This is a genomic window from Sinobaca sp. H24 (assembly GCF_023845525.1).
On the sequence record NZ_JALBWT010000041.1, the window covers coordinates 15,387 to 37,148 of the forward strand.

22 protein-coding genes and 2 pseudogenes are annotated in these 21,762 nt (G+C 46.5%); 23 read left to right on the forward strand and 1 reads right to left on the reverse strand.

All coding sequences use genetic code 11. The features are described from left to right. Nucleotides 1–10: 10 nt before the first annotated feature. The 7 genes from flgM to MMY81_RS28860 all read left to right on the forward strand — a co-directional run bounded on the left by flgM (nt 11) and on the right by MMY81_RS28860 (nt 5,409). Nucleotides 11–271, forward strand: a complete 261-nt coding sequence (gene flgM, locus MMY81_RS28830) for a flagellar biosynthesis anti-sigma factor FlgM (protein WP_252315524.1) — start codon at nt 11–13, stop codon at nt 269–271. Nucleotides 272–299: 28 nt separating this feature from the next. Then, the gene (locus tag MMY81_RS28835) at nt 300–782 is read left to right on the forward strand and encodes a flagellar protein FlgN (protein ID WP_252315525.1); all 483 of its coding nucleotides are present in this window, start codon (nt 300–302) and stop codon (nt 780–782) included. Nucleotides 783–809: 27 nt separating this feature from the next. After that, entirely contained in the window at nt 810–2,417 is a 1,608-nt protein-coding gene (gene flgK, locus MMY81_RS28840; RefSeq protein WP_252315526.1) for a flagellar hook-associated protein FlgK, read from the forward strand. Nucleotides 2,418–2,438: 21 nt separating this feature from the next. Then, the gene (flgL, locus tag MMY81_RS28845; protein ID WP_252315527.1) at nt 2,439–3,548 is read left to right on the forward strand and encodes a flagellar hook-associated protein FlgL; all 1,110 of its coding nucleotides are present in this window, start codon (nt 2,439–2,441) and stop codon (nt 3,546–3,548) included. Between the two features lie 62 nt (nt 3,549–3,610). After that, entirely contained in the window at nt 3,611–4,087 is a 477-nt protein-coding gene (fliW, locus tag MMY81_RS28850; protein WP_252315528.1) for a flagellar assembly protein FliW, read from the forward strand. Beyond that, the gene (csrA, locus tag MMY81_RS28855) at nt 4,075–4,311 is read left to right on the forward strand and encodes a carbon storage regulator CsrA (protein WP_252315529.1); all 237 of its coding nucleotides are present in this window, start codon (nt 4,075–4,077) and stop codon (nt 4,309–4,311) included. Before fliW ends, csrA begins: the two co-directional genes overlap by 13 nt. A gap of 372 nt (nt 4,312–4,683) precedes the next feature. Then, complete coding sequence (locus tag MMY81_RS28860) at nt 4,684–5,409, forward strand: response regulator transcription factor (protein WP_252315530.1); 726 nt, start codon at nt 4,684–4,686, stop codon at nt 5,407–5,409. 73 nt (nt 5,410–5,482) lie between these two features. Here the strand turns inward: MMY81_RS28860 and MMY81_RS28865 are convergent, their stop codons facing one another. Next, nucleotides 5,483–5,947 carry a competence protein ComK gene (locus tag MMY81_RS28865; protein ID WP_252315531.1) on the reverse strand — a complete coding sequence of 155 codons (465 nt, stop codon included), beginning with the start codon at nt 5,945–5,947 and terminating at the stop codon, nt 5,483–5,485. Between the two features lie 281 nt (nt 5,948–6,228). On the opposite strand from MMY81_RS28865, the gene MMY81_RS28870 reads away from it, so the two are divergent. The 16 genes and pseudogenes from MMY81_RS28870 to MMY81_RS28945 all read left to right on the forward strand — a co-directional run bounded on the left by MMY81_RS28870 (nt 6,229) and on the right by MMY81_RS28945 (nt 21,753). Then, a complete protein-coding gene (locus MMY81_RS28870; protein ID WP_252315532.1) occupies nt 6,229–7,428 on the forward strand; it encodes a flagellin N-terminal helical domain-containing protein in 1,200 nt (399 codons plus the stop codon). A gap of 70 nt (nt 7,429–7,498) precedes the next feature. Further along, nucleotides 7,499–7,873 (forward strand): DUF8042 domain-containing protein, encoded by a 375-nt coding sequence (locus MMY81_RS28875; RefSeq protein WP_252315533.1) that lies wholly within the window; start codon nt 7,499–7,501, stop codon nt 7,871–7,873. A 36-nt stretch (nt 7,874–7,909) separates the two neighbouring features. Beyond that, nucleotides 7,910–8,260: a flagellar protein FlaG gene (locus MMY81_RS28880; protein ID WP_252315534.1), complete on the forward strand. Its 351-nt coding sequence runs from the start codon at nt 7,910–7,912 to the stop codon at nt 8,258–8,260. 65 nt (nt 8,261–8,325) lie between these two features. Next, complete coding sequence (locus MMY81_RS28885; protein WP_252315535.1) at nt 8,326–8,790, forward strand: hypothetical protein; 465 nt, start codon at nt 8,326–8,328, stop codon at nt 8,788–8,790. Beyond that, nucleotides 8,783–9,682 carry an MBL fold metallo-hydrolase gene (locus MMY81_RS28890; RefSeq protein ID WP_252315536.1) on the forward strand — a complete coding sequence of 300 codons (900 nt, stop codon included), beginning with the start codon at nt 8,783–8,785 and terminating at the stop codon, nt 9,680–9,682. The genes MMY81_RS28885 and MMY81_RS28890 overlap by 8 nt, the downstream gene beginning before the upstream one ends. Before the next feature lie 101 nt (nt 9,683–9,783). Beyond that, a complete protein-coding gene (gene fliD, locus MMY81_RS28895; protein ID WP_252315537.1) occupies nt 9,784–11,802 on the forward strand; it encodes a flagellar filament capping protein FliD in 2,019 nt (672 codons plus the stop codon). Between the two features lie 33 nt (nt 11,803–11,835). Next, nucleotides 11,836–12,348, forward strand: a complete 513-nt coding sequence (gene fliS, locus MMY81_RS28900) for a flagellar export chaperone FliS (protein WP_308215521.1) — start codon at nt 11,836–11,838, stop codon at nt 12,346–12,348. Continuing rightward, entirely contained in the window at nt 12,345–12,701 is a 357-nt protein-coding gene (fliT, locus tag MMY81_RS28905; RefSeq protein ID WP_252315538.1) for a flagellar protein FliT, read from the forward strand. Before fliS ends, fliT begins: the two co-directional genes overlap by 4 nt. Nucleotides 12,702–12,916: 215 nt before the next feature. After that, nucleotides 12,917–13,300 (forward strand): DUF8042 domain-containing protein, encoded by a 384-nt coding sequence (locus MMY81_RS28910; protein WP_252315539.1) that lies wholly within the window; start codon nt 12,917–12,919, stop codon nt 13,298–13,300. Between the two features lie 240 nt (nt 13,301–13,540). Next, nucleotides 13,541–14,965, forward strand: a complete 1,425-nt coding sequence (locus MMY81_RS28915; RefSeq protein WP_252315540.1) for an NAD-dependent succinate-semialdehyde dehydrogenase — start codon at nt 13,541–13,543, stop codon at nt 14,963–14,965. Nucleotides 14,966–15,144: 179 nt separating this feature from the next. Next, nucleotides 15,145–15,732 carry a ribosome hibernation-promoting factor, HPF/YfiA family gene (gene hpf / locus MMY81_RS28920; protein ID WP_252315541.1) on the forward strand — a complete coding sequence of 196 codons (588 nt, stop codon included), beginning with the start codon at nt 15,145–15,147 and terminating at the stop codon, nt 15,730–15,732. Between the two features lie 237 nt (nt 15,733–15,969). Continuing rightward, nucleotides 15,970–18,505 (forward strand): annotated as a pseudogene (gene secA / locus MMY81_RS28925) (preprotein translocase subunit SecA). Between the two features lie 86 nt (nt 18,506–18,591). Continuing rightward, a protein-coding gene (gene prfB, locus MMY81_RS28930) for a peptide chain release factor 2 (protein ID WP_252315542.1) occupies nt 18,592–19,696 on the forward strand; the annotation gives its coding sequence in 2 pieces (ribosomal slippage) (nt 18,592–18,663 and nt 18,665–19,696; 1,104 coding nt in all). A 15-nt stretch (nt 19,697–19,711) separates the two neighbouring features. Beyond that, a pseudogene (locus MMY81_RS28935) lies at nt 19,712–20,487 on the forward strand (SDR family oxidoreductase). An 85-nt stretch (nt 20,488–20,572) separates the two neighbouring features. Beyond that, nucleotides 20,573–20,866: a c-type cytochrome gene (locus MMY81_RS28940; RefSeq protein WP_252315543.1), complete on the forward strand. Its 294-nt coding sequence runs from the start codon at nt 20,573–20,575 to the stop codon at nt 20,864–20,866. Between the two features lie 239 nt (nt 20,867–21,105). Next, a complete protein-coding gene (locus tag MMY81_RS28945) occupies nt 21,106–21,753 on the forward strand; it encodes a M23 family metallopeptidase (RefSeq protein ID WP_252315544.1) in 648 nt (215 codons plus the stop codon). The last annotated feature ends 9 nt before the right edge of the window (nt 21,754–21,762 follow it).

Sequence of the window (21,762 nt, forward strand, 5' to 3'; positions counted from 1 at the left end):
GGCAGCAGTCATGAAAATCAATCCAAGTGGAGCTATTAACAACCCTTATCAAAAAACGGTTAAAGCGCAGGGGGCAGGACAGGCCGCTCCGCAGAAAACCGATAAACTGGAAATTTCAAAGGAAGCCAAGGATATGTTAAACAGCGATAAAATCGACCCGGCCCGCCAGGCAAAGGTGGACGCGTTAAAGCATAAAGTAGAAAGCGGCGATTATAAAGTGGATGCCGAGGAAACGGCAAGAAAGTTTTATGATTTCTGGACAAAGCAGTAACGAGGCATAGCGAAGGAGAGAAGACAGCATGGCAGGAAAAGAACTAGTTAAACAAATGAAAGAACTGGCTGTTCTGCATGAACAGCTGCACGAGCTGAGCCTGGTAAAAACAGAGCTGTTGAAAAATAATGAAGCTAAACAGCTTCAGGAGCTTGTCAAAAAAGAAGCGCTCTGTGTCCGTTCTATTGAAGCAGCGGAGGCCATGCGCGCCGAGCATGCAGCAGCAGCTGCAAAGGAATACCAGGCAGATGAGGTAACGATCCGCAGCCTGCTTGCCGTTCTTCCGGCAGCCATTCGGTCAGAGCTTCGGCTGTTGCAGGAACGGCTTGGAGGCACCATTCAAAAGCTTCAGCTCCAGCAGGAATTAAACCGCGTGCTGCTTGCTGATTCTCTCTATTTTCTACAGAAAAATATCGAATGGATGCGTCCGGCAGCAGATCAGTCCCGCTATACCCCGCCAGGACAGAGGAATCAGGCGCAGGCGTATTCATTTTTTGATTCAAAGGCGTAAACGCCATACTTAGAGGAGGTGTCATGTATGTATTCTACGTTCCACGGGCTGGAAACAGCCAAGCGGGCCATGACGGCCCAGCAGTCTGCACTTCAGACGACAGGCCATAACATAGCAAACGCGAACACCCCGGGCTATACCCGGCAGAGAGTGACCATGGAAGCCGCTCAGGCGTTTCCGAAAGCAGCCATGAATGCTCCAATGATTGCAGGACAGATGGGGACCGGCGTACACACGCCGTTTGTTGAACGAATCCGCGAGCAGTACCTCGACGTACAGTACCGGACCGAGACGAGCAAAACAGAGTATTGGAGCACCCATGCCAGTGCGATGGAACGGATGGAAGACATCATGAACGAGCCTTCTGAACACGGCCTGGCAAACTCCGTGACCCAGTTCTGGGAAGCGGCGCAGGATCTGTCGGTTCAGCCGGAAGATGCCGGGGCCCGCTCGGTGATGCGCCAGCGCGGAGAATCCCTTGCCGAAACGTTCCGCTACATAGGAGATTCACTGCAGGCCAATAAACTGGATGTGCGGACAGAGCTCGATATTACCGAAAAAAACGTTAACTCGCTTTTATCACGTATTAATGAAGTGAATACACAAATCGGTAAGGTGGAGCCGCACGGCCAAATACCTAATGATTTATACGATGTGCGTGACAACCTGGTCGATCAGCTGTCCGGCATGCTTTCGATAGAAGTAGTCCGCAACGAAGGCGGCGCCAATGCAATGGCTTCTGCAGAAGGCAAGATGAACATTTACGCCACAGACGGAGAAGGCGGCAGGCTCTTTACGCTCGTTGACGGTCAGGCTGGTGCCTTTAAACAAATGGCGATAACGACCAATCCGGACCAGCAGCACGAGCCGATTGACGGTCTTGCCTTTACGTGGGCCAATGATAAGACCGGTGCCGAACCGGAAAATGCAGCAGATCCAGGAGCGGTCTCTGTATTGAACAGTGACGGCAAGCTCAAAGCTTTAGTGGAAACTTACGGATACGTCGATCCGGCCACAAATACAGCCACAGGTACGTATCCGGATATGATGAACGATCTGGACACGATGGCACTTACATTTATGAACGCTTTTAATGAAGTGCATCAGGCGGGCTGGAACCTGCAGGACGTTAATAACAAAGAAAAAGGCGCCGATATTCCCTTTTTTACAATTCAGGAAAGCCGCGCTGAACTGGGAGCGGCACGTTCGATTAGTCTCAGCGCCGAAATCAAAGGCAACCTGGATTTGATTGCTGCTGCCTCACCGATCGCAAATGGTGATGGCGAGATTGCTTTCAGCGGAGACGGCTCCAATGCCCGGGCACTAGCAGCGTTAAAAGACGTGAAGCAGAACTTTGGCGACGGGCCGAATACAACGATTCAAAGCTTCTATCAGGGAGTGATTGGAGAAATGGCGGTTAAAATTTCCGAAGCCGGCCAGAAAGCAAGCACGTCCGACTCCCTGCGCACGAGCGCCGACAACCGGCGCATGCAGGTGAGCAGCGTTTCCCTTGATGAAGAAATGGTCAGCATGATTCAATTCCAGCACGCCTATAACGCGGCTGCGCGGAATATTACGGCCGTGGACGAAATGCTCGACCGGATTATTAATAATATGGGACTTGTCGGCAGATAATTGTAGAAAAGAGGAACGCGTATGAGAGTTACACAAGGGATGCTCGCCCAGCAGTCGCTGCGCCACGTCACCCAGAACTATAAAAACTTAAGCGAGATGCAGAACCAGCTTTCCACCGGCAAAAAAATCTCGCGTCCGTCCCAGGATCCGGTCGTTGCTGTAAACGGGATGCGCTACCGGGCCCAGGTGGCAGAGGTAGAACAGTTCCAGCGCAACGTGCAGGAAGCCCACACATGGATGGATGCAGGGGATACGGCCTTAGGTGAAACGACCCAGGTGCTGCAGCGGTTAAAGGAGTTAACAACACAGGCAGCAAACGATACATATGATGCCGGCCAGCGCGAGAATATCGCTAAAGAAGTGAAACAGCTGAAAGAGCATATGGCAACGATGGCAAACACATCGATTAATGGAAAATATATTTTCAACGGCACGGACACGAAAAACGCGCCGGTTGATGCCGCGAAGCTCGGTATGACAACGGACGCGCTGCTTGCTATGGATGCTGAGGCGCTGGAATCTGTTAACGTAAATATAGACGGAGCCGTTTACGGCAATGCCGTGCGAGTGGATGAGAACAAAGTACAGTTCACGAATGACGCAGACGAAACGGTTACATTCACGCAGACAGAAGACGGACTGGAGCTGAATGTGAACGGGGCGATAATGGATTCGCGTGCGGCGTTTGTGTATGATGAAATGGCATTGTCCAACAACGAGGCCCAGGTGAACATTGAGCTGCTTCATGATACAATGGTTCCAGTGAGCATTTCACCGGCCGGCGTCTTTAACCAGGAGCTGTTTGCCGACCTGGAGCGTCTGGAACGGACGTTAAGCAATCCGGATGCCGGTGCGAACGATATAGAGAAATTTTTGTCCAAGCTGGATACTCATTTGAACAACACAGTGAACGAGCGGGCGGAACTCGGCGCACGCTCAAACCGAATTGAAATGATGGAAAACCGCCTGGGAAGCCAGGAGTTAATTGCAGAGAAAGTCATGAGCAAAAACGAAGATGTGGATTTGGAGAAAGTGATTATTGAACTGATGCTGCTCGAGAATGTGCATCAGGCTTCTCTTGCCACCGGCGCAAGAATTATTCAGCCATCGCTTATGGATTTTCTTCGTTAAAAAAGAAAAGCGGGCGGAACAAAGCCTGTTTTTCTTTTTTTATTTTACAAAGGGGGATAAACATGGAGATACATACGAAATACAGCGGTACAGTAACGATTTCACCTGAGGATAAATTTATTTTTGAGCATGGCCTTCCCGGCTTTGAGGAAGAAAAAGAGTTTGCACTGCTGCCATTTGACGAATCAGGACTTTTATATGTGTTACAATCAATAACAAGCACGCAGACAGCACTGGTTATTACCGATCCATTTCCATTTTTTAAGGACTATGAGATTACGTTAAACGATTCGCACACGGCAGAGCTCGAGGTGGAAAACGAGAAAGATGCCGCCGTCTTTACAGTACTGACCGTTAAGGATCCGTTTCAGGAAACAACAGCTAATCTGCAGGCACCGGTTGTGCTGAACCCGGCGAAACAGAAAGGCAGACAGATCATTCTTTCGGACACGGCTTACCGTACCAAGCACAAGCTGTTTCCCAAGACCCCGCAGACGGTGTGTCTGCCGAGAGCGGAGGACGGTAAATGCTTATTTTAACAAGAAAAAAAGATCAGACGATTAAAATAGGGGACGACATTGAAATTACAATCACCGCTGTGGAAGGTGAGCAGGTAAAGGTAGGCATAAGTGCCCCTAAACATGTCGACATTCATCGAAAAGAAGTATATGAAACGATTCAAAAAGAGAACAGCCAGGCATCAAATGTTGATGTATCAATGCTTTCTCAAATCTCTGAATTAATGAAAAAAAACAAAAAATAAGCCAAACCTCCTTTTTTTCTATCAAAAGACTCAGAATTTTAGTAAGTTACTAAAAATTTCTTGATGCCTAAAAGTATATTGGGGTATAATGTACGTCAAAAGAACCATGACAAATAATGCTTTGGACGCTCTGGGCATGCAAACACAAGGTCTTTTGGGTCGTTGTAAGAAAGGACCTTTAAGGATAAAATTTGAAGGTATAGTGATATTTACAACACATAGGGGATAAAAAGAAGAAGAACCGCTTGCATAAACGGCTACATACAGATAGAAATAGAATAGGGCAGCAAGGGGCAGCTTGGTGGAAGTGTAATCATTTACTTGGAAAAGAAAAAAATCACACTTTCAGAGATAGTTCAGGAGGAATACATAATGCCAAAAATGCTTAGACGTAAAGGTCCAGTGCACCGCCGGGCGATATTGTTTATTGATACCTCCGGAGAAGCCATGGTGAGACGTGCAGTGGCGTACATGGGAAAGTCAGTCGAAGCGGAAACCCCGGAGTCTCTTTCACTCCTGCCGCAGGAAGGAATCAATAAAGACACGGTTTACTGCGCCGAGTGCACAAACGGAGATCTGCTGGAGCTGATGGAAAAAATAGCCGAAATCGGGCTTCCGGTCCGGATTGGAGTGAACGTTTCTTCGGAAGATTCTCATTTACTGGAGTATTTGATGAGTAAGGACGTGTCGATCATGATGGCAGCGGACCGTTCGATGAAGGAATGGTGCGAACAGTTTGAAAAGGCGGAAGCCTTTCAAACCTACATGGATCCGTACTTCCAGCCATACTTCATGGAGCGCTACCGTAGTCTGCACCGCCAGCAGGAGCAGCCAAAGGAGCAGCAGATGCAGTTGGAGATTGATAAAGCCCGCACGGTGCTCTCTGATGCGGAAATCCGCATTCTGGAGAAAATCATTGAAGGCAAAAGCAACCGCCGCATCGCAGAAGAATGCTACCTGGCAGTGGCAACTGTTAACAATCATGTAAGCCATTTAACGAAGAAAATGAAAGCAAATGACCGCACCCATACGATCAAACGGGCGATCGAGGAAGGCTGGATCAACATCACCCAGTCTACCGATTCAAGACGATACTAAAAAACACATAACGAAACCCCGGAGGCCTCGCCATGCCTCCGGGGTTTTTCGTTTCATCTAAGTACGATATACGTCAGCCGATATCGGTGAAGTGGGACATACAGTGGCTCGTACGAAGCAGCTGCTGCTGGATCGAATACGCACTTGCCTCGGTTGTCATCGTGGACTGGTCGCGGAATATAATGATGCCTTCCGTTTTTGCAGAACGCACGTGCGAATAGAACAGCCAGACATTATCGGGCGAACGCTGGGAGTGAATCGGAAAAGCAAAAATACGGCGTTTTTCGTCTATTGGAATAGGTTTGCGGCGAACAAAGCCGGTAAGATGCTTAACCGCGTCTCCACGTCCTTTCAAGGAAGAGCCGTTTTCGAGACAGGCGTGGCTGATAATCGCAGCCGGCGTCTGTTTCACATAATACTGGGCTCCGCCTTCTTCCCTTACTAGAGCCTTTGCATTCCCCTCGAAGCAGGGCTCAATCGCCTGAGTGCTCGTGTTAATCTGATACGTTTGTAAAATATCCATTGATAATGTTTTCAAGTGTTCTTTATCCCCTTTTAAAGTATTGCGGCTGCAAGACCCACCCCACGGCCACAAGACTAAATTACCACAATGGAAATAGGTCGTCCACCGATTTTAGGAGGATATACCTAATCGGCATAAATTTTCTTAAAAAAGTGTTAAACATCCCAAAACCTCTGCCGATATAAACAGTGTAAGCAGGAAAGACAACGGCAGGCGATCGCAGCCGGGTGTCCCACTGCCTTACATAAACGCTCCACAAGGACGTGGAGTAAAAAACAATATGGAGGTTTTATATTATGATTATCAACACAAACGTAAGTGCAATGAACGCTCACCGTCAACTCGGAGCTAACCAGGCTAACATGCAGAACTCAATGGAGAAATTGTCTTCCGGTTCAAGAATCAACCGTGCCGGCGACGATGCAGCAGGTCTTGCAATTTCCGAGAAAATGCGCGCTCAGGTTGCAGGTCTTGACCAGGCAAGCCGAAACGCACAAGATGGTATTTCTTTGATTCAAACAGCTGAAGGCGCTCTTGGAGAAACACATGACATTCTACAGCGTATGAGAGAGTTAGCTGTTCAAGCTTCCAACGATACTAATACAGAGTCCGATCGTAATGAAATTCAGAAAGAAGTTAACTCTTTAACTTCTGAAATTAATCGTATCGGTAATACTACAGAATTTAATACTCAAAAGTTAATTAATGGTGAAAAAGATGCATCAGCAGCTGTAACTGCGACTGCAGGCGTATTCACTAGTACAGCAGATGTTGGAACTAGTAATGTTACGATCGATGGAAAAAGTTTCTCGTATGTAGCAGCAGATGCAGATGCAGCTGCAGGTACATTTACTAACGCTACGGATCTAGTAGCAGCTGTAAATGCAGATACTGACCTTAATGGAAAATATACTGCTTCAGTGGAAGATGACAAATTAGTATTAACACAAAATGCTGGAGAAGAATCTGCAACAGGTCCTGTAGGTCTTAGTTTTGACACTACTACAGCTGGTGTTGAAGGAAGAGAAGCTGGAACAGGAGACTCTTTACAATTTCAAATTGGTGCTAATCAAAACCAAAGCTTGACTCTAGATATTTCTGATATGAGAGCTTCTGCTTTAGGGATTTCTACTACAGGAACAGATGCTAAACTTGGAGTTACTGATGGAACAAACAACACTGTAACTGAACAAGCTCTTGATGTATCTACTCATGCTTCCGCATCAGATGCTATTACTAAAATCCAGTCAGCGATTGACCAGGTGTCTGGAGAGCGTTCTAAGCTTGGGGCAAACCAAAACCGTTTGGATCACACAATTTCTAACCTAAACAACTCTTCTGAGAACCTTTCTGCCGCTGAATCTCGTGTTCGTGACGTAGACATGGCTAAAGAAATGATGGAAATGACAAAGAATAACATCCTTTCGCAGGCTTCTCAGTCTATGCTTGCGCAGGCAAACCAACAGCCACAAGCAGTACTTCAGCTTCTTGGTTAATGATTAGATATTCATTAAAGAGTCTCGACAGTAGTCGAGGCTCTATTTTTTAACAAGAGAAAGTAGTGAGATGATGGAAAAACAATTCGAAGTAATGAACCATACACTGCTTATATCAGAAACGCTTGTGGATAGTTTAGTGCACGTGCAATGGCAACTTAATCAGCAGAAGTATCAAGATGCGGTCTTTCTTATAGAAGATGCATTAAAAGGATTTGCTTCGCTTGAACGAGCACTGCTTCCTCTGATAAGTAATAGTTTGGAAATAAAAGAAACCGATATGAAGCTGCCGCAGATTCGTAAAAGTATAGATTATTTGGTTGCGTCGCTGGAGAAAAGTCAGTTCGGGAAAGTTCAGGAAGTCCTGCATTTCTCTCTTCTTCCGCAGGTAAAAGCGATGAAGACAGCGTGCGAGAAGTATTTTCATCCCTACGTATTGTCATAATGAAATAAAGAATGGATTAGAAAGAAGGAATGACCCATGAACGAGGGTATTTCAGGATTCAGCGATGCCGTACAGTTCTGGAAAAAAGCTGTGACGGAAGATCAGAAAATGATATCTATTGAGCAGTCTGGCAAAAAAGTCGTCCGACCCGGTATTGAGAAGGGGTATGATGCGGTTCAATTATCTAATACGGTGAGCGAGGGAAATAAGTTGATGAGGCATACAAGCCTGCAGTTTTCCCTGCATGAAGACCTGCATCGCCCGATTGTTAAAATAGTAGACCGCGATACAAAAGAACTGATTAGGGAGATTCCGCCGGAGAAGTTTATGGACATGGCGGCTGCCTTTATGAAACAAGCTGGTTTGATTGTGGATGAAACAAGATAGCTTGAAAAGTGCGTATTTAATTACGTACTTTTTTTATGATTATAAAGTGCAGGGAGTTGCTTTTAATGATGCCAATAAACCAAAACCTTAGTACTGATATTTCTATAGATAAAGAACTATATATTATACATAACATAAACGAAATATTCTCAGATGAGGGTATAGCCACGAACCAGTATAATTTAGTGTTATTTAAAATTATTGAATCAAAAAGTTCAAAAAATAATGAATATGATTATTTAGAAGAAATCATAGAAACAATTGTAGGTATAGTGGATGAAAAAGAAATTGAAGGATTTATAGAAGGGCAGTTCGTTTATGTGAATAAGCAAAATAAAGAAAGGTATGAGTTAATAAATGCTAATGGGGACACGCGAGCAATACAACATAGGCTGTTAAATAATAAAAGGCGAGCCGATTTAATTTTTAGATCAGAAACACCTGATCAGAATAGTATGGGTTATTCTCCTGAGGTTTTTTCTTATCATGTAAATGTTGGTCATGGAAATTGCAGTTTTTTTAGTGATTAAAAATAAAAATAACATCAAAATATGGTGCGTGGACTGCTCGATAAGAGACTTTTTAACAAAAACATTGTACAACAAAAATATTGATACATTGTTTGAATATATTAAAAATACTTTCAAAATAAAACTCATAAGAATTGAAAAATTCTTTCTTACTCATTCTCATTATGACCATTTTAATGGCTTTATTTATTTATTAAAAAATTATGCGGCTACTAAGGCCGAGTTTTGGTTTAATCCATATTATTCTTTTGCGAGTATAGAATATAATAAATTACTAAAAGTTTTAAATGAAAAAACGAAGCAACATGAAATTAAAATTATCAATTCCTATCCTTATAATAATACTGCAAATGTAACCATTTTAAATAAAAACGCACTTATCTTAAAGAATAAGCCTAAAAAAAATCAAAAATCCATAGAGTATCCAATTAACAACGGTTACCTTGCATTAGGCGAAGAAAAGTGGATCATTGAGAAAAAAATTAACGATTCATCAATTGTTTATCGATTTGCTTTTGGAGAGAAGTCAATATTGTTCCCTGGAGACATTGAAAAAAGTGGTTGGAAAAATATAAATAATTGTCATCCTTACCTAAATCATTCTACATATTATTGTCTGTCTCATCACGGCAGTATGAATGGTCACTTAAGAAACAAATGCCCGGTTAATTTAAATATCACTAATGTAACAACGTGTGCTCAGAATGCGCAAATATTATTTATTCAAGGAAGAGATGGGGCATTCAAAGGAATTATTGACCAAAAAGTTTTAGATGATTTTGGATATCCCGTTAGATTAATTCATCGCACAGATAAGAATCCTCATGAAGAAGATAAAGAAGTTATTTTCTTTGAAATTAACTGGCAAACTAATAAAGTTACTTATCATTAATAAAGCATAAGAGTTTAAATGAAACTAATTAATAAAACTTTATTAATTTAAAAATATACCGATAAAGAAAGTAGAGTACGAGAACGAGAGGATGAAAACAGATGGCGATGAACCGGGTTACCGGCTTTGGCTCCGGGATGGATATTAATCAAATGGTAAAGGATCTCATGCGCGCTGAGCGTATGCCGATGGATAAGCTCACACAGAAGAAAACAACGATTGGCTATCAAATGGAAGAATACCGCAGCGTAAACCGTATGTTCAACGACTTCCGGACGAGCACCTTTGATACGGTGATGAGGAGAGCACAGATGCAGGCCCGTACGGCAGGCTCCACCAATGATGCCCGAGTAACAGCAACGGCCAACTCAGAAGCCGGTAACTCCAGCTATCAGCTCAGTGAAGTGCGGGAGCTCGCAAAAGCAGCTTCATTAACTACTTCTTCGCGCGTGGGAGATACGACTTTTAAAAGCACTGCCAGTTTAGGTTCACAAAGCTATGCGGTCAATGCACCGGAATGGAAGTCCGGTGTTACACAGAAAGAGACACTGCGCGCTAATGGATCTCAGACCACATTTACGGTATCAAAAGATAATCTGAAAACAGACGTCGCCGGCGACATGATCATAAAAGGAAAAAACCAAAACTACGAAGTAGTAACCGGAGACGGTCCGCTTTCAGCTAATCAGGTCCGGGTTACTTTTGCCGGTGACGGCAGCAGTATGGATTTGGAATTTGGCAAAGCTCCGGCTAGTGGCGATGTGACAGTGGATTATTTTACGACTGGTGCTTCACAAACGTTTACTCCAACCGCAGCCCAATCTACTTTTTCTTTAGGTAAAGGTTCTATAGATCCAGCGACGCTTGATATACGTGTAGGTGGGGGAGGACCATTAACAATTGTGACTGATCCTGACCAGACACTACAGGCAGGAGAGGCATACTTAAACAGTGCGACCGGTCAGATTCGTCTGGCGGAAGCTACTACGGAAGCAGTAGAGGTGAACTATACCCAGCAGTATGAAACCGGGGCTATTTCAACCTTTAACGCCGAAGGCAAAGAAGTGAAAGAACAATTTATTATTCAGAGTGGACAGTCGCTGGATCAGGTGATGACGGCGGTCCGTAATTCCAAAGTTGGTGTGCAGGGCTTTTATGACCAGTTTACCGGCAATATTTCTATGAACCGTTCCGAAACCGGGAAATTTAATCCGGATGGCCCGGAAATGACATTTGAGGGGAATTTTTTTCAAAATACGCTTGGGCTCGGAAGTGCCAACTATAATGATGGATCAAATGCAAAATTTACGCTGAACGGACTGGAAACAGAACGTACATCCAACACGTTTACCGTTAACGGCATGACGATGACATTAAAGGATACATTTACCGCGTCAGAGGGAGCGGTGACACTTTCTTCCACCGTTAATACAGACAGCGTGTTTGATACGGTCAAAGGCTTTGTGGATGAATACAATAAAATGCTGGAGACGATCAACGGCAAGCTGAAGGAAACCGTAAACCGCGATTATCCGCCACTTACTGATGAGCAGCGAGCAGAGCTGAGCGAGTCGGAAATCGAGAAGTGGGATAAATTGGCCCAAAGCGGCATGATCCGGAACGACCGTATCATTAGCAATGCGATGACGACGATCCGAAACGATCTTTACGGTTCGGTCAGCGGCTCTTCCTTCGGTAACCTAACGGCACTAGGCATTACAACAACAAGCAATTACATGGATGGCGGTAAACTGGAGATCGATGAAACAAAGCTCCGTGCTGCGATTGAATCGGATCCTGAAGGTGTATTCAACGTATTTGCTGCTAACGGTGAGACGAAGAACGAGCAGGGCGTCGCCCGTCGCATGCGTGACAGCCTCGATACCGCAATCACACAGATTGCCGAGCGTGCCGGCGGCTTAAAGGGAAAGGTCCAGAATAACCAGTTCACGCTCGGTCGGGAGCTGACGAATACGGACAGTCGCATCAGTGACTTTGAGCGTAAGCTGACAATGATTGAAGACCGCTACTGGAGGCAGTTCAGCGCGATGGAAAAAGCAATGTCTGCGGCAAACAGCCAATCCGATATGATCTATTCGATGTTCTTTAACAACCAATAATAAAACAGTACTTCGTCTGGGAGGACAGCACATATGGCATTTAATCAAGCGCAGGACCTTTATAAAAAAAATATGCAAGCTGCGGGAACGGCTCGGCCGCTTGCATCTTTAAGTACGATGCCAAGGGAAGCAAAGCCAACGACACCACCATTAAATGCACCCTCGCAGGCATATAAAAGCCAGTCGGTGCAGACGGCATCCAAAGGCGATTTAACGCTGCTGCTGTATAATGGCTGCCTGAAATTTATCAGCCGGGCAGAGACCGCTATCGAAGCGAAAGATCCTGAAGAACGTCATACATTTATTATGAAAGCTCAGGACATTATCCGAGAGCTCATGATTACACTCAGAACAGACAGCGATGTGGGCAAAAATATGATGCAGCTGTATGATTTTATTTTATCCCGTCTGAAGGATGCTAACGTCAATAATGATCCGCAGGCGCTTCAGGAAGCAGCCGGGCTTGTAACCGACTTCCGTGATACGTGGAAGGAAGTTATGAAGCTCGACCGCCAGCAGCGTTTCGGCAGCGGTGGCCAGGCATGATTAAGGCTTTATATGAAGAAACAAAGCAGCTCCACGACTTAGTTACCGGTGAGGCTCCTAAAGGAGAAGCTGACCGCGAAGCTTACTTAGAGCGCGTGAACGAACATTTGTCCAAACGCGATGCCCTTCTTGCCGAAGCCTCTACAGCTGGAACGTTTACAGCAGAAGAGCAAAAGCTCGGTGAAGAGATGACCAAAATGAATCAGGTCATTGATGCCCGGATGGAACGAGTACTGGCAAGCTGGAAGAAAGATGTACAGCAGCTTAAAGCGAAAAAGCAGTCCAACAAGCTGTACCAGAATCCATACGCCGAACCTGCATCCGATGGTGTATTCTTTGACCAGAAGAATTAACAAAAGCATAAAAAAACAAACAGGCGGCGACTCAGGCAGAACAGTCATCGGTGAAGATAAAGAGGGCTCTTTCCTCTTTAGCTGAGGCATGACCTGCCGAAAGCGCCCGCCTATATTTTAAACACACGAAAAACCTGTCCCGGTTCCGGAGCAGGTTTTTTGCGTTTTTTTCAGGCAGAAAGCGTGGTAGTGTTAAGAAAAAGGGGGTATTAGAGGTGGCGAAATCATTAGAACAGGCGGAGCTGGATTTTCTGGCCCGCTACTCCGATCTGCTTGATACATTAGAGGATGGGTTCAGTTCGGTCGCGTATTTCTACCGGGAAGGATTCGAAGAAAGCGGGGACCGCCTTCTGCTGCAGATGCTCGACAGCGTGCTGCCCTATTCACCGGAGAATATGACGATGGCGCATATTGTCTCGGAGCGTGAAGAACATCAGCAGGTATTAAAGCAGTTCTACGATGCGGCAGCAAAAGCGGGGAACGCGCTGGAAGAAAAGAACCGCAGCGAAAAGATGGTGTATCTGAGCACGGTGCTGCTTCCGGTTTTTCAGCGCTGGAAGCTGTTAGTGGACGGTTTGTTAAACCAGAAAGAGGAATAATCTATGTAACCGGAGGGATATAGAGGAGCTGCTGGTTTTTAGTATAGCGGGCAGCCGGTCCTACGTATTTTTCTTTTCTTAAAAGAATCGCCTGACAGCGTGCTGTTCCGATGTCCGTACGTCAAGTACGGCATTCATTGCATGAAATTGAAGCTTTTTCGGAATAAACTTCCATCAATTTGGGTATAGAATACATGTGATAAAGAATGAAAAAACGTGATTCAAAAAGGAGTGTCCGTATTGGATAGTAAACTTTACATCAACGGTGAATGGAAAGACGGCTCCAAAGAACGTATTGACGTGCTTGACCCCGGTACAGGTGAGAAGATCGGAACGGCGGCGAACGGCGGCAGCAAAGAAACAAATGAAGCCATTGAAGCAGCGAATGAAGCTTTTAAAACCTGGTCGAAAACGACGGCAGGCGAACGGGCTAAATATATGAAGAAAATCCACCAGCTCATGCTTGAAAAGAAAGACGAGCTTGGTGAACTGATTACAAAGGAAATGGGAAAGCCCCTGCATGAAGCAAAAGGAGAAATTGAATATGCGGCTTCCTTCATTGAATGGTTTGCTGAAGAAGCGAAACGCGTATACGGCGAAACGATCCCGGCCAGCTCCACGGAAAAACGCATTATGGTCATCCATCAGCCGGTTGGCGTTGTAGGCGCGATTACGCCCTGGAACTTTCCGCAGGCGATGGTGACCCGTAAAGTAGCACCGGCGCTCGCTGCTGGCTGCACGGTCGTCTTGAAGCCTGCCGAAGATACACCTTTATCGGCATTTAAGTTCGCAGAAATCTGCGAAGAAGCGGGACTTCCAAAAGGCGTGTTTAATTTAATCAGCGCTTCGAGCGGCTCGGAAATCGGCGAAACGATGATGAGCCACAAAGCGGTCCGCAAAGTGACCTTCACCGGCTCCACTGAAGTCGGCAAGATTCTCATGAAGCAGGGCGCAGATCAGATGAAGAAGCTTTCGCTTGAGCTTGGCGGCCATGCTCCGATTATCGTACTCGATGATGCAGATATTGATAAAGCGGTCACCGGAACGATTGCGTCAAAATTCCGCAATGCCGGACAGACGTGCGTATGCGGGAACCGTGTTTACGTACAGGAAGGCATCTATGACGAATTCATAGAGAAATTCCAGAAAAAAGTAGCGGAGATGAAAGTCGGCAACGGCTTTGATAAAGTAGACATCGGTCCGCTTATTAACAAAGAAGGCTATGAAAAGGTAGACCGCCACGTAAAAGACGCCGTAGAACAGGGTGCTTCGGTTGTACAGGGCGGCGACGGCTTTGAGAAGGACGGCGCTTATTTCTTCAATCCGACCATTCTCAAGGACATTAGCCACGATATGGTTATTATGAACGAAGAAACATTCGGTCCGGTCGCGCCGATTCAGAAAATCACAAGCGATGAAGAAGGCGTGCGCCTTGCCAACGATTCTCCATTCGGCCTTGCTTCCTACTTCTTTACCGAAAGCATGAGCCGCGGCATGAAAGTCGCCGAAGGTTTGGAATTTGGTATAGTCGGCTGGAATGACGGCGCACCATCCGCTGCTCAGGCACCGTTTGGCGGCTGGAAGGAAAGCGGCACCGAACGGGAAGGCGGCCACCAGGGTATTGAAGCTTTTCTTGAAACAAAATATATTTCCATGGGATTGTAAAAAAACCGGGCGCTTCGACCAGAAGCGCCTTTTTTCTATGTAAAAGGTCCTGAGCCCTTGTTCCAAAGCAGATTATTGTAAAAATAAACGCACTTTTTTTAAAATTTCTTTTACGTTTAAGAAGGTATATAAGAGTGGAATAGAGAAGTGTAGTAACAACCGAGAGGAGGAGTTTACTAGTGAATTATAACATTCGTGGTGAAAACTTAGAGGTGACTCCCGCATTGAAAACATATGTGGAGAAAAAGGTCAGCAAACTAGAAAGGTATTTTGACACCACCCCCGTAGCAGATGTTCACGTAAAGCTTCAAAAACAGAACAGTGACAGCATCATTGAGGTGACGATTCCGATGCCGCAGCTTCTACTGCGTGCCGAAGAAAATCATGCTGATATGTATGCAGCTGTAGATCTCGTAGTGGAAAAGCTTGAAAGACAGATCCGAAAATACAAAACAAAAGTAAACAGAAAATTCAGACAAAATGGAAGTGTGAAACAGCTTTTTAACAACAATATAGAATCCCTGCAGGAGCAGGTGGCCCAGAATGGAGATCCATCCAACGCAGAATTTCCTGAAGATACGGTGGATGAACTCGATGTCGTCCGCACGAAGCGCTTTAATTTGAAGCCGATGGATGCCGAAGAAGCTATTCTTCAGATGGATATGCTCGGCCACAATTTCTTCGTTTTCTCCAATGCGGTCAACGGAGACACAAGCGTTGTCTACAAACGTAAAGATGGAAAATACGGGCTGATTGAGCCTGAATAAATAAACAGCCGGACAGCAGGTATGCGTCCGCATAAGCAGGAGTCCTTTCGGGGGCTCCTTTTTGCATCCCATTTTTAATTGTAAGCTTCTAGTGAAACTGATAGAATAATATAAGGTATGAAGAAAAATAAACAATCGATACGAGTACTCGATTTTCCGCTGCCAGCAGTGGCAGGAAGCATATAGGAACAATCGATTCTATTTCCCAGAAGGGGAAGAGAGGACGATGATGAAGTAATGATGGGCATGCTTAAAAAAGTAATAGGAGACACTGACCAGCGCCACGTAAAGAAAATGCAGAAAACAGTGGAAGCGGTCGAATCCTTTGCTGACGATATGAAAAAACTTAGTGATGACGGACTGCGCTCAAAGACAGAGCAGTTCAAAAAAGATTATGAAGATGGAAAGTCGCTTGACGACCTTCTGCCGGAAGCCTATGCCGTCGTTCGGGAAGCGGCTACCCGTGTATTAAAGATGACGCCGTTCCCCGTACAGATTATGGGTGCGATTGTTATGCACCGCGGCAATATTGCTGAAATGAAAACCGGTGAAGGTAAAACCCTGGTGTCTACTATGCCGGTATATCTTAATTCCATTGCCGGTAAAGGCGTACACGTTGTTACCGTGAACGATTACCTTGCACGCCGTGACAGTGAAACAATGGCGCCGCTGTATGAATTTCTCGGCCTGAGCGTCGGCCTGAACCAAAAAGGAATGACAAAAGAAGAGAAGCGCGAAGCCTATAATAACGATATTACCTACAGCACGAACAACGAGCTTGGCTTTGACTATCTGCGGGACAACATGGTTCTGTACAAAGAGCAGATGGTGCAGCGTCCGCTTCACTTTGCCGTTGTCGATGAAGTCGACTCCATTTTAATTGATGAAGCGAGAACGCCGCTGATTATTTCCGGAACCGCGGAGCAGTCTACGAAAATGTATGCGACGGCGGATACGTTCGTGCGCCGCCTTGTACTTGACACCGACTATACGTACGATGAAAAAACAAAAAACGTTCAGCTTACAGAGGAAGGCGTAAACAAAGCAGAGTCTGCTTTTCAAATTGAAAACCTGTATGATCAGCGCCATGTGCAGCTGATTCATCATATCAACCAGGCACTTTAAAGCGCGCGTCGCAATGCACCGCGATTCCGACTACGTGATCGAAGACGGCAATGTCGTTATCGTTGACCAGTTTACCGGCCGTTTGATGAAAGGCCGCCGCTACAGCGATGGCCTGCATCAGGCGATTGAGGCAAAAGAAGGAATGGAAGTACAGAAAGAGAGCATGACGCTCGCCTCGATTACGTTCCAGAACTACTTCCGGATGTACCAGAAGCTTGCCGGGATGACCGGTACAGCCAAAACGGAAGAAGAAGAGCTCAAAAACATTTATGGTATGAGCGTTACGTCGATCCCAACAAATAAACCGATCGACCGGACGGACAGCCCGGACCTTATTTTCAAATCCAAGGCCGGCAAGTTCAAAGCGGTCGTGAATAAAATTGAAGAACTGTACAAGACCGGTCAGCCGGTGCTTGTTGGTACGGTAAGCGTGGAAACATCCGAGCTTGTCGCCAACCACCTGCAGAAGCGCCGCGTCCCGCATCACGTGCTGAACGCAAAGAACCACGAAAACGAAGCAAAAATTATTGAGAATGCCGGTCAGCGTTCTGCGGTAACGATTGCCACGAACATGGCCGGACGCGGAACCGACATTAAGCTCGGTGACGGCGTACGCGAGCTCGGCGGCCTGTTTGTGCTTGGTACCGAGCGTCACGAAAGCCGCCGGATTGACAATCAGCTGCGCGGACGTGCCGGACGCCAGGGGGATCCGGGTGCATCCCAGTTCTTCCTGTCTATGGACGATGAGCTGATGCGCCGGTTTGGATCCGATAACATGCGAAGCATGATGGACCGCCTCGGTATGGAAGAAGATCAGCCGATTGAAAGCAAGCTTGTCAGCCGTGCAGTGGAACAGGCCCAGAAGCGGGTGGAAGGCTCCAACTTTGATGCCCGTAAACAGGTACTGCAGTATGATGACGTTATGCGCGAACAGCGTGACGTGATCTATAAGCAGAGAATGGATGTACTCGAATCTGATAACCTTAGCGCGATCGTGAAAACGATGATCGGTACGGTTATTGAACGGACCGTTCATCTGTATACGCCGGAAAATGAAGTGCATGAAGACTGGGATCTGGAAGGCTTGACGCATTATTTGAGCGGTACGGTGCTTTCCATGGATGATCTGAAAGTCGAAGACATCAAAGGACTGGACTCTGAAGAAATTATTGATAAAGTCAAAAGCATTGTTATGACGAAGTATGATCAAAAAGAAGAAGAACTCTCCGCTCCAACGATGCGCGAGTTTGAAAAAGTTATTATGCTGCGCGCAGTGGACCGTAAATGGATGAACCACATTGACCAGATGGACCAGCTCCGCCAGGGGATTCACCTGCGGGCATACGGCCAGAACGATCCGCTCCGTGAGTACAAGTTTGAAGGCTTCAATATGTTTGAAGATATGATTGCTTCTATTGAAGAAGAAGTAGCCACCTATGTAATGAAAGCTCAGGTAAACAACAACCTCGAGCGTAAAGAAGTGGTTTCCCAGAATCAGGCAGTGCACGGTGAAACAGACCGCTCGGACGCTGCGAAAAAGCGTCCGGCCCGGAACACGGATGATGTGGGAAGAAATGATCCTTGCCCATGCGGCAGCGGTAAAAAATACAAAAACTGCCACGGCCAGGAAGACACGAAAGCCCAATAAAGAATGCAGAGGAGGAAAGGCGGACGAGTCTCCTCCTCTTTTTTCAGGCTTTTCCAGAAACAACGATGAAGAAAAGGGGAATTACAATGGAAATCGCAGACATTCGCAATGAATTATCAAAAATGAGCAAGGTACTCGACGGCTTTAGGGGGTCTCTTTGACCTCGCTGCCAAAGAAGAGCGCATAGCAGAACTGGAAGAAAAAATGACCTACCCGGGCTTCTGGGATGATCAAAATGCTTCCAAAAAAGTGATCGATGAAGTGAATAATTTAAAAGAAACGGTGAACGGGTTTAAAGAGATCGAAGAGGAGCTCGAAAACCTGGAAGTATCCTATGAGCTTGTGAAAGAAGAGCCGGAAGAAGAATTAAAAAAAGATCTCGACGACGGCATGAATGCCGTGCGCCGGGCGATTAATGATTATGAGCTGCAGATGCTTTTAAACGAACCATATGACAAAAACAACGCGATCCTGGAGCTGCATCCCGGAGCCGGCGGCACCGAGTCCCAGGACTGGGCCTCCATGCTGCTTCGGATGTACAAGCGCTGGGCGGATCTGCGCGGCTTTTCCGTCGATATGCTCGACTACCAGCCTGGTGATGAAGCCGGCGTGAAGAGCGTGACGCTTCTTATCAAAGGACGTAACGCCTACGGCTATCTGAAAGCAGAAAAGGGCGTGCACCGTCTCGTACGGATTTCACCGTTCGATTCCTCCGGACGCCGCCATACATCATTTGTGTCCTGTGAAGTGATGCCGGAAATGGATGATGACGTAGAAATTGAAATTAACACTGAAGATTTAAAAATAGATACGTACCGGGCAAGCGGAGCAGGCGGCCAGCACGTCAACACGACCGATTCTGCCGTCCGTATTACCCATCTGCCGACGAACGCAGTCGTCACCTGCCAGAACGAGCGCTCGCAGATTAAAAACCGCGAGCAGGCGATGAAAATGCTCAAAGCCAAGCTGTATCAGCTGAAGCTGAACGAACAGCAGGAGGAAATCGATGAAATCCGCGGCGAACAGATGGAAATCGGCTGGGGCAGCCAGATCCGTTCGTATGTGTTCCACCCGTATAATATGGTTAAAGACCACCGCACCAATTTTGAAGTCGGCAACACCGGCGGCGTGATGGACGGAAAAATAGATCCCTTTATTGATGAATACCTGCGTTACAGCATGAAAGCATAAAGGAGGACGAAGCTTATGGATTTAGGACTGAAAGGAAAAGCCGTAGTCGTACTGGCTTCAAGCAAAGGTCTTGGATTTGCAACGGCATCTTTGTATGCGGAAGAAGGCGCAAACGTCATGCTTGCCGGGCGCACCGAAGACAGCCTGGATGAAGCAGCCAACGCAATAAAAGGTGAAGGGTCCGTATACTGGCAGGTGTGTGATGTAACCAGGCCGGATGACATCAAGCAGCTGATGATAGAAGCGGAGAATAAGCTCGGCGGTATTGACGTGCTGGTTAATAATACCGGCGGACCGCCTGCAGGCGACTTCGAAGATATGGAAGACGAAGACTGGCAGTACGCGTTTGAATTAACACTGTTCAGCTATATCCGTGCGATACGGGCTGCCCTTCCGCTGTTGAAGAAAAGCAGGGGACGGATTGTGAATGTCGCTTCTTCCTCTATTAAACAGCCGGTGGACCATTTGCTTTTGTCCAATACGTTCCGCTCCGGCATTGCCGGCTTTTCCAAAAGTCTGGCTATCGAATTTGCCCCGCACGGCAAATTAACACCGTCGGTCCGGGGAAAATAGAAACGGGCCGGATGACAAGCCTGCTTGAAAAAAATGCTGAACGACAGGGTGTTCCTTTTGAAGAAGTAAAGGAAAAGAGCGAAGCGGCGATTCCACTCGGACGTTTCGGCCTGCCGGACGAATTCGCGAGACAGGTTGTCTTTCTCGGCTCTCCGGCAAACTCTTATACAACCGGCCAAATCCTTCTCGTCGAAGGCGGAGCGGTCAGCGCTTATTAATTCATGAAGGTGCCCTGCGTTTTTATTATAATAAAGCAGGGTATAAAGAAAGCATTAGAACAATTGAATAGAGAGGGGTATTAAGATGAAAAAAGCATTTCTAGCAGTGGCAGGAGGCTCGATGTTTATGCTTGCCGCCTGTGGCGGAGGCGGCGGGGAAGAAGAAGACACGACAGCGGCTCCGGAACAGCTTTATCAGCAAAGCTGTGCGACCTGTCACGGGGAAAACCTGGAAGGCAATAATGGTCCATCTCTCGAGGGTGACCTTGATGAAGGTCACGTGCTTACGATGATCGAAAACGGCGGCGACGGCATGCCGGCTAATTTATTAGAAGGCGCAGAAGCAGAAAGTGTTGCAACCTGGGTCGCTGAACAGTAGTATATAAGTAACAAGTGAAGGATGGAGAGACCGCTCTCCTTCTTTTTTTGTTTGTATACAGGGTATTTATACCTGATCTTTTCCTCCTCTTTCTCCCCCCTGCTTTACCACGCGTATTCTTTTCCGTATGAAACCCAATGCTGCATGTATAAAAAAAGAGGTGAGGCGCTATGTAAGACGAGCGGCGTATTTAGTATGGCCATCGTTCCTTCGTCCAGAAAAAAATAGGAAGTGACTGCATGGAAAAACGAAATCTATGCTTTAAAACGAGTGCTCTGTTAAAAAACACAGCATCACATAAGAGACGGATCTGTCTTGCTGCCGCAGTGGTCTGTCTATTTGTCAGCGCAGAGCCGGCCGAAGGGAAAAAGGTTATCGTTCTTCCGCCGGTGCCGGCAGAGCATGTGAAAACAGAAGCGGCACTATTTTCGGCCTCGGCCGTTTCGATCCCAACACTGGCTGCGCCTGTACCAGCAACAGTGTCCTCCGGATTTATCCGCCCGGCAACCGGCCGGATCACCTCAGAATATGGACCGCGAAACGGTCGTATGCATCACGGGATTGATATCGGCCGGGGCGGGCGTATGAATGTTCCTGTTACAGCGGCCGCAGCCGGCACGGTAGTAGAAGCCAAATACCGCAACGGATACGGCAACACCGTGATGGTATCTCACAAAATGAACGGCCGTGAGATGATGACGCTCTATGCCCACCTTGCGTCTATCGATGTTGCAGGCGGACAGACCGTAGCCCAGCGGGAGAAGCTCGGTCTGATGGGAAATACGGGAGCTTCGAGAGGACCTCACCTTCATTTTGAAATTCATGAAGGCTCCTGGGATACCAAAAAGTCACGATCCGTAAATCCACGTAAATATGTTGATTTTTAAACAGAAAGC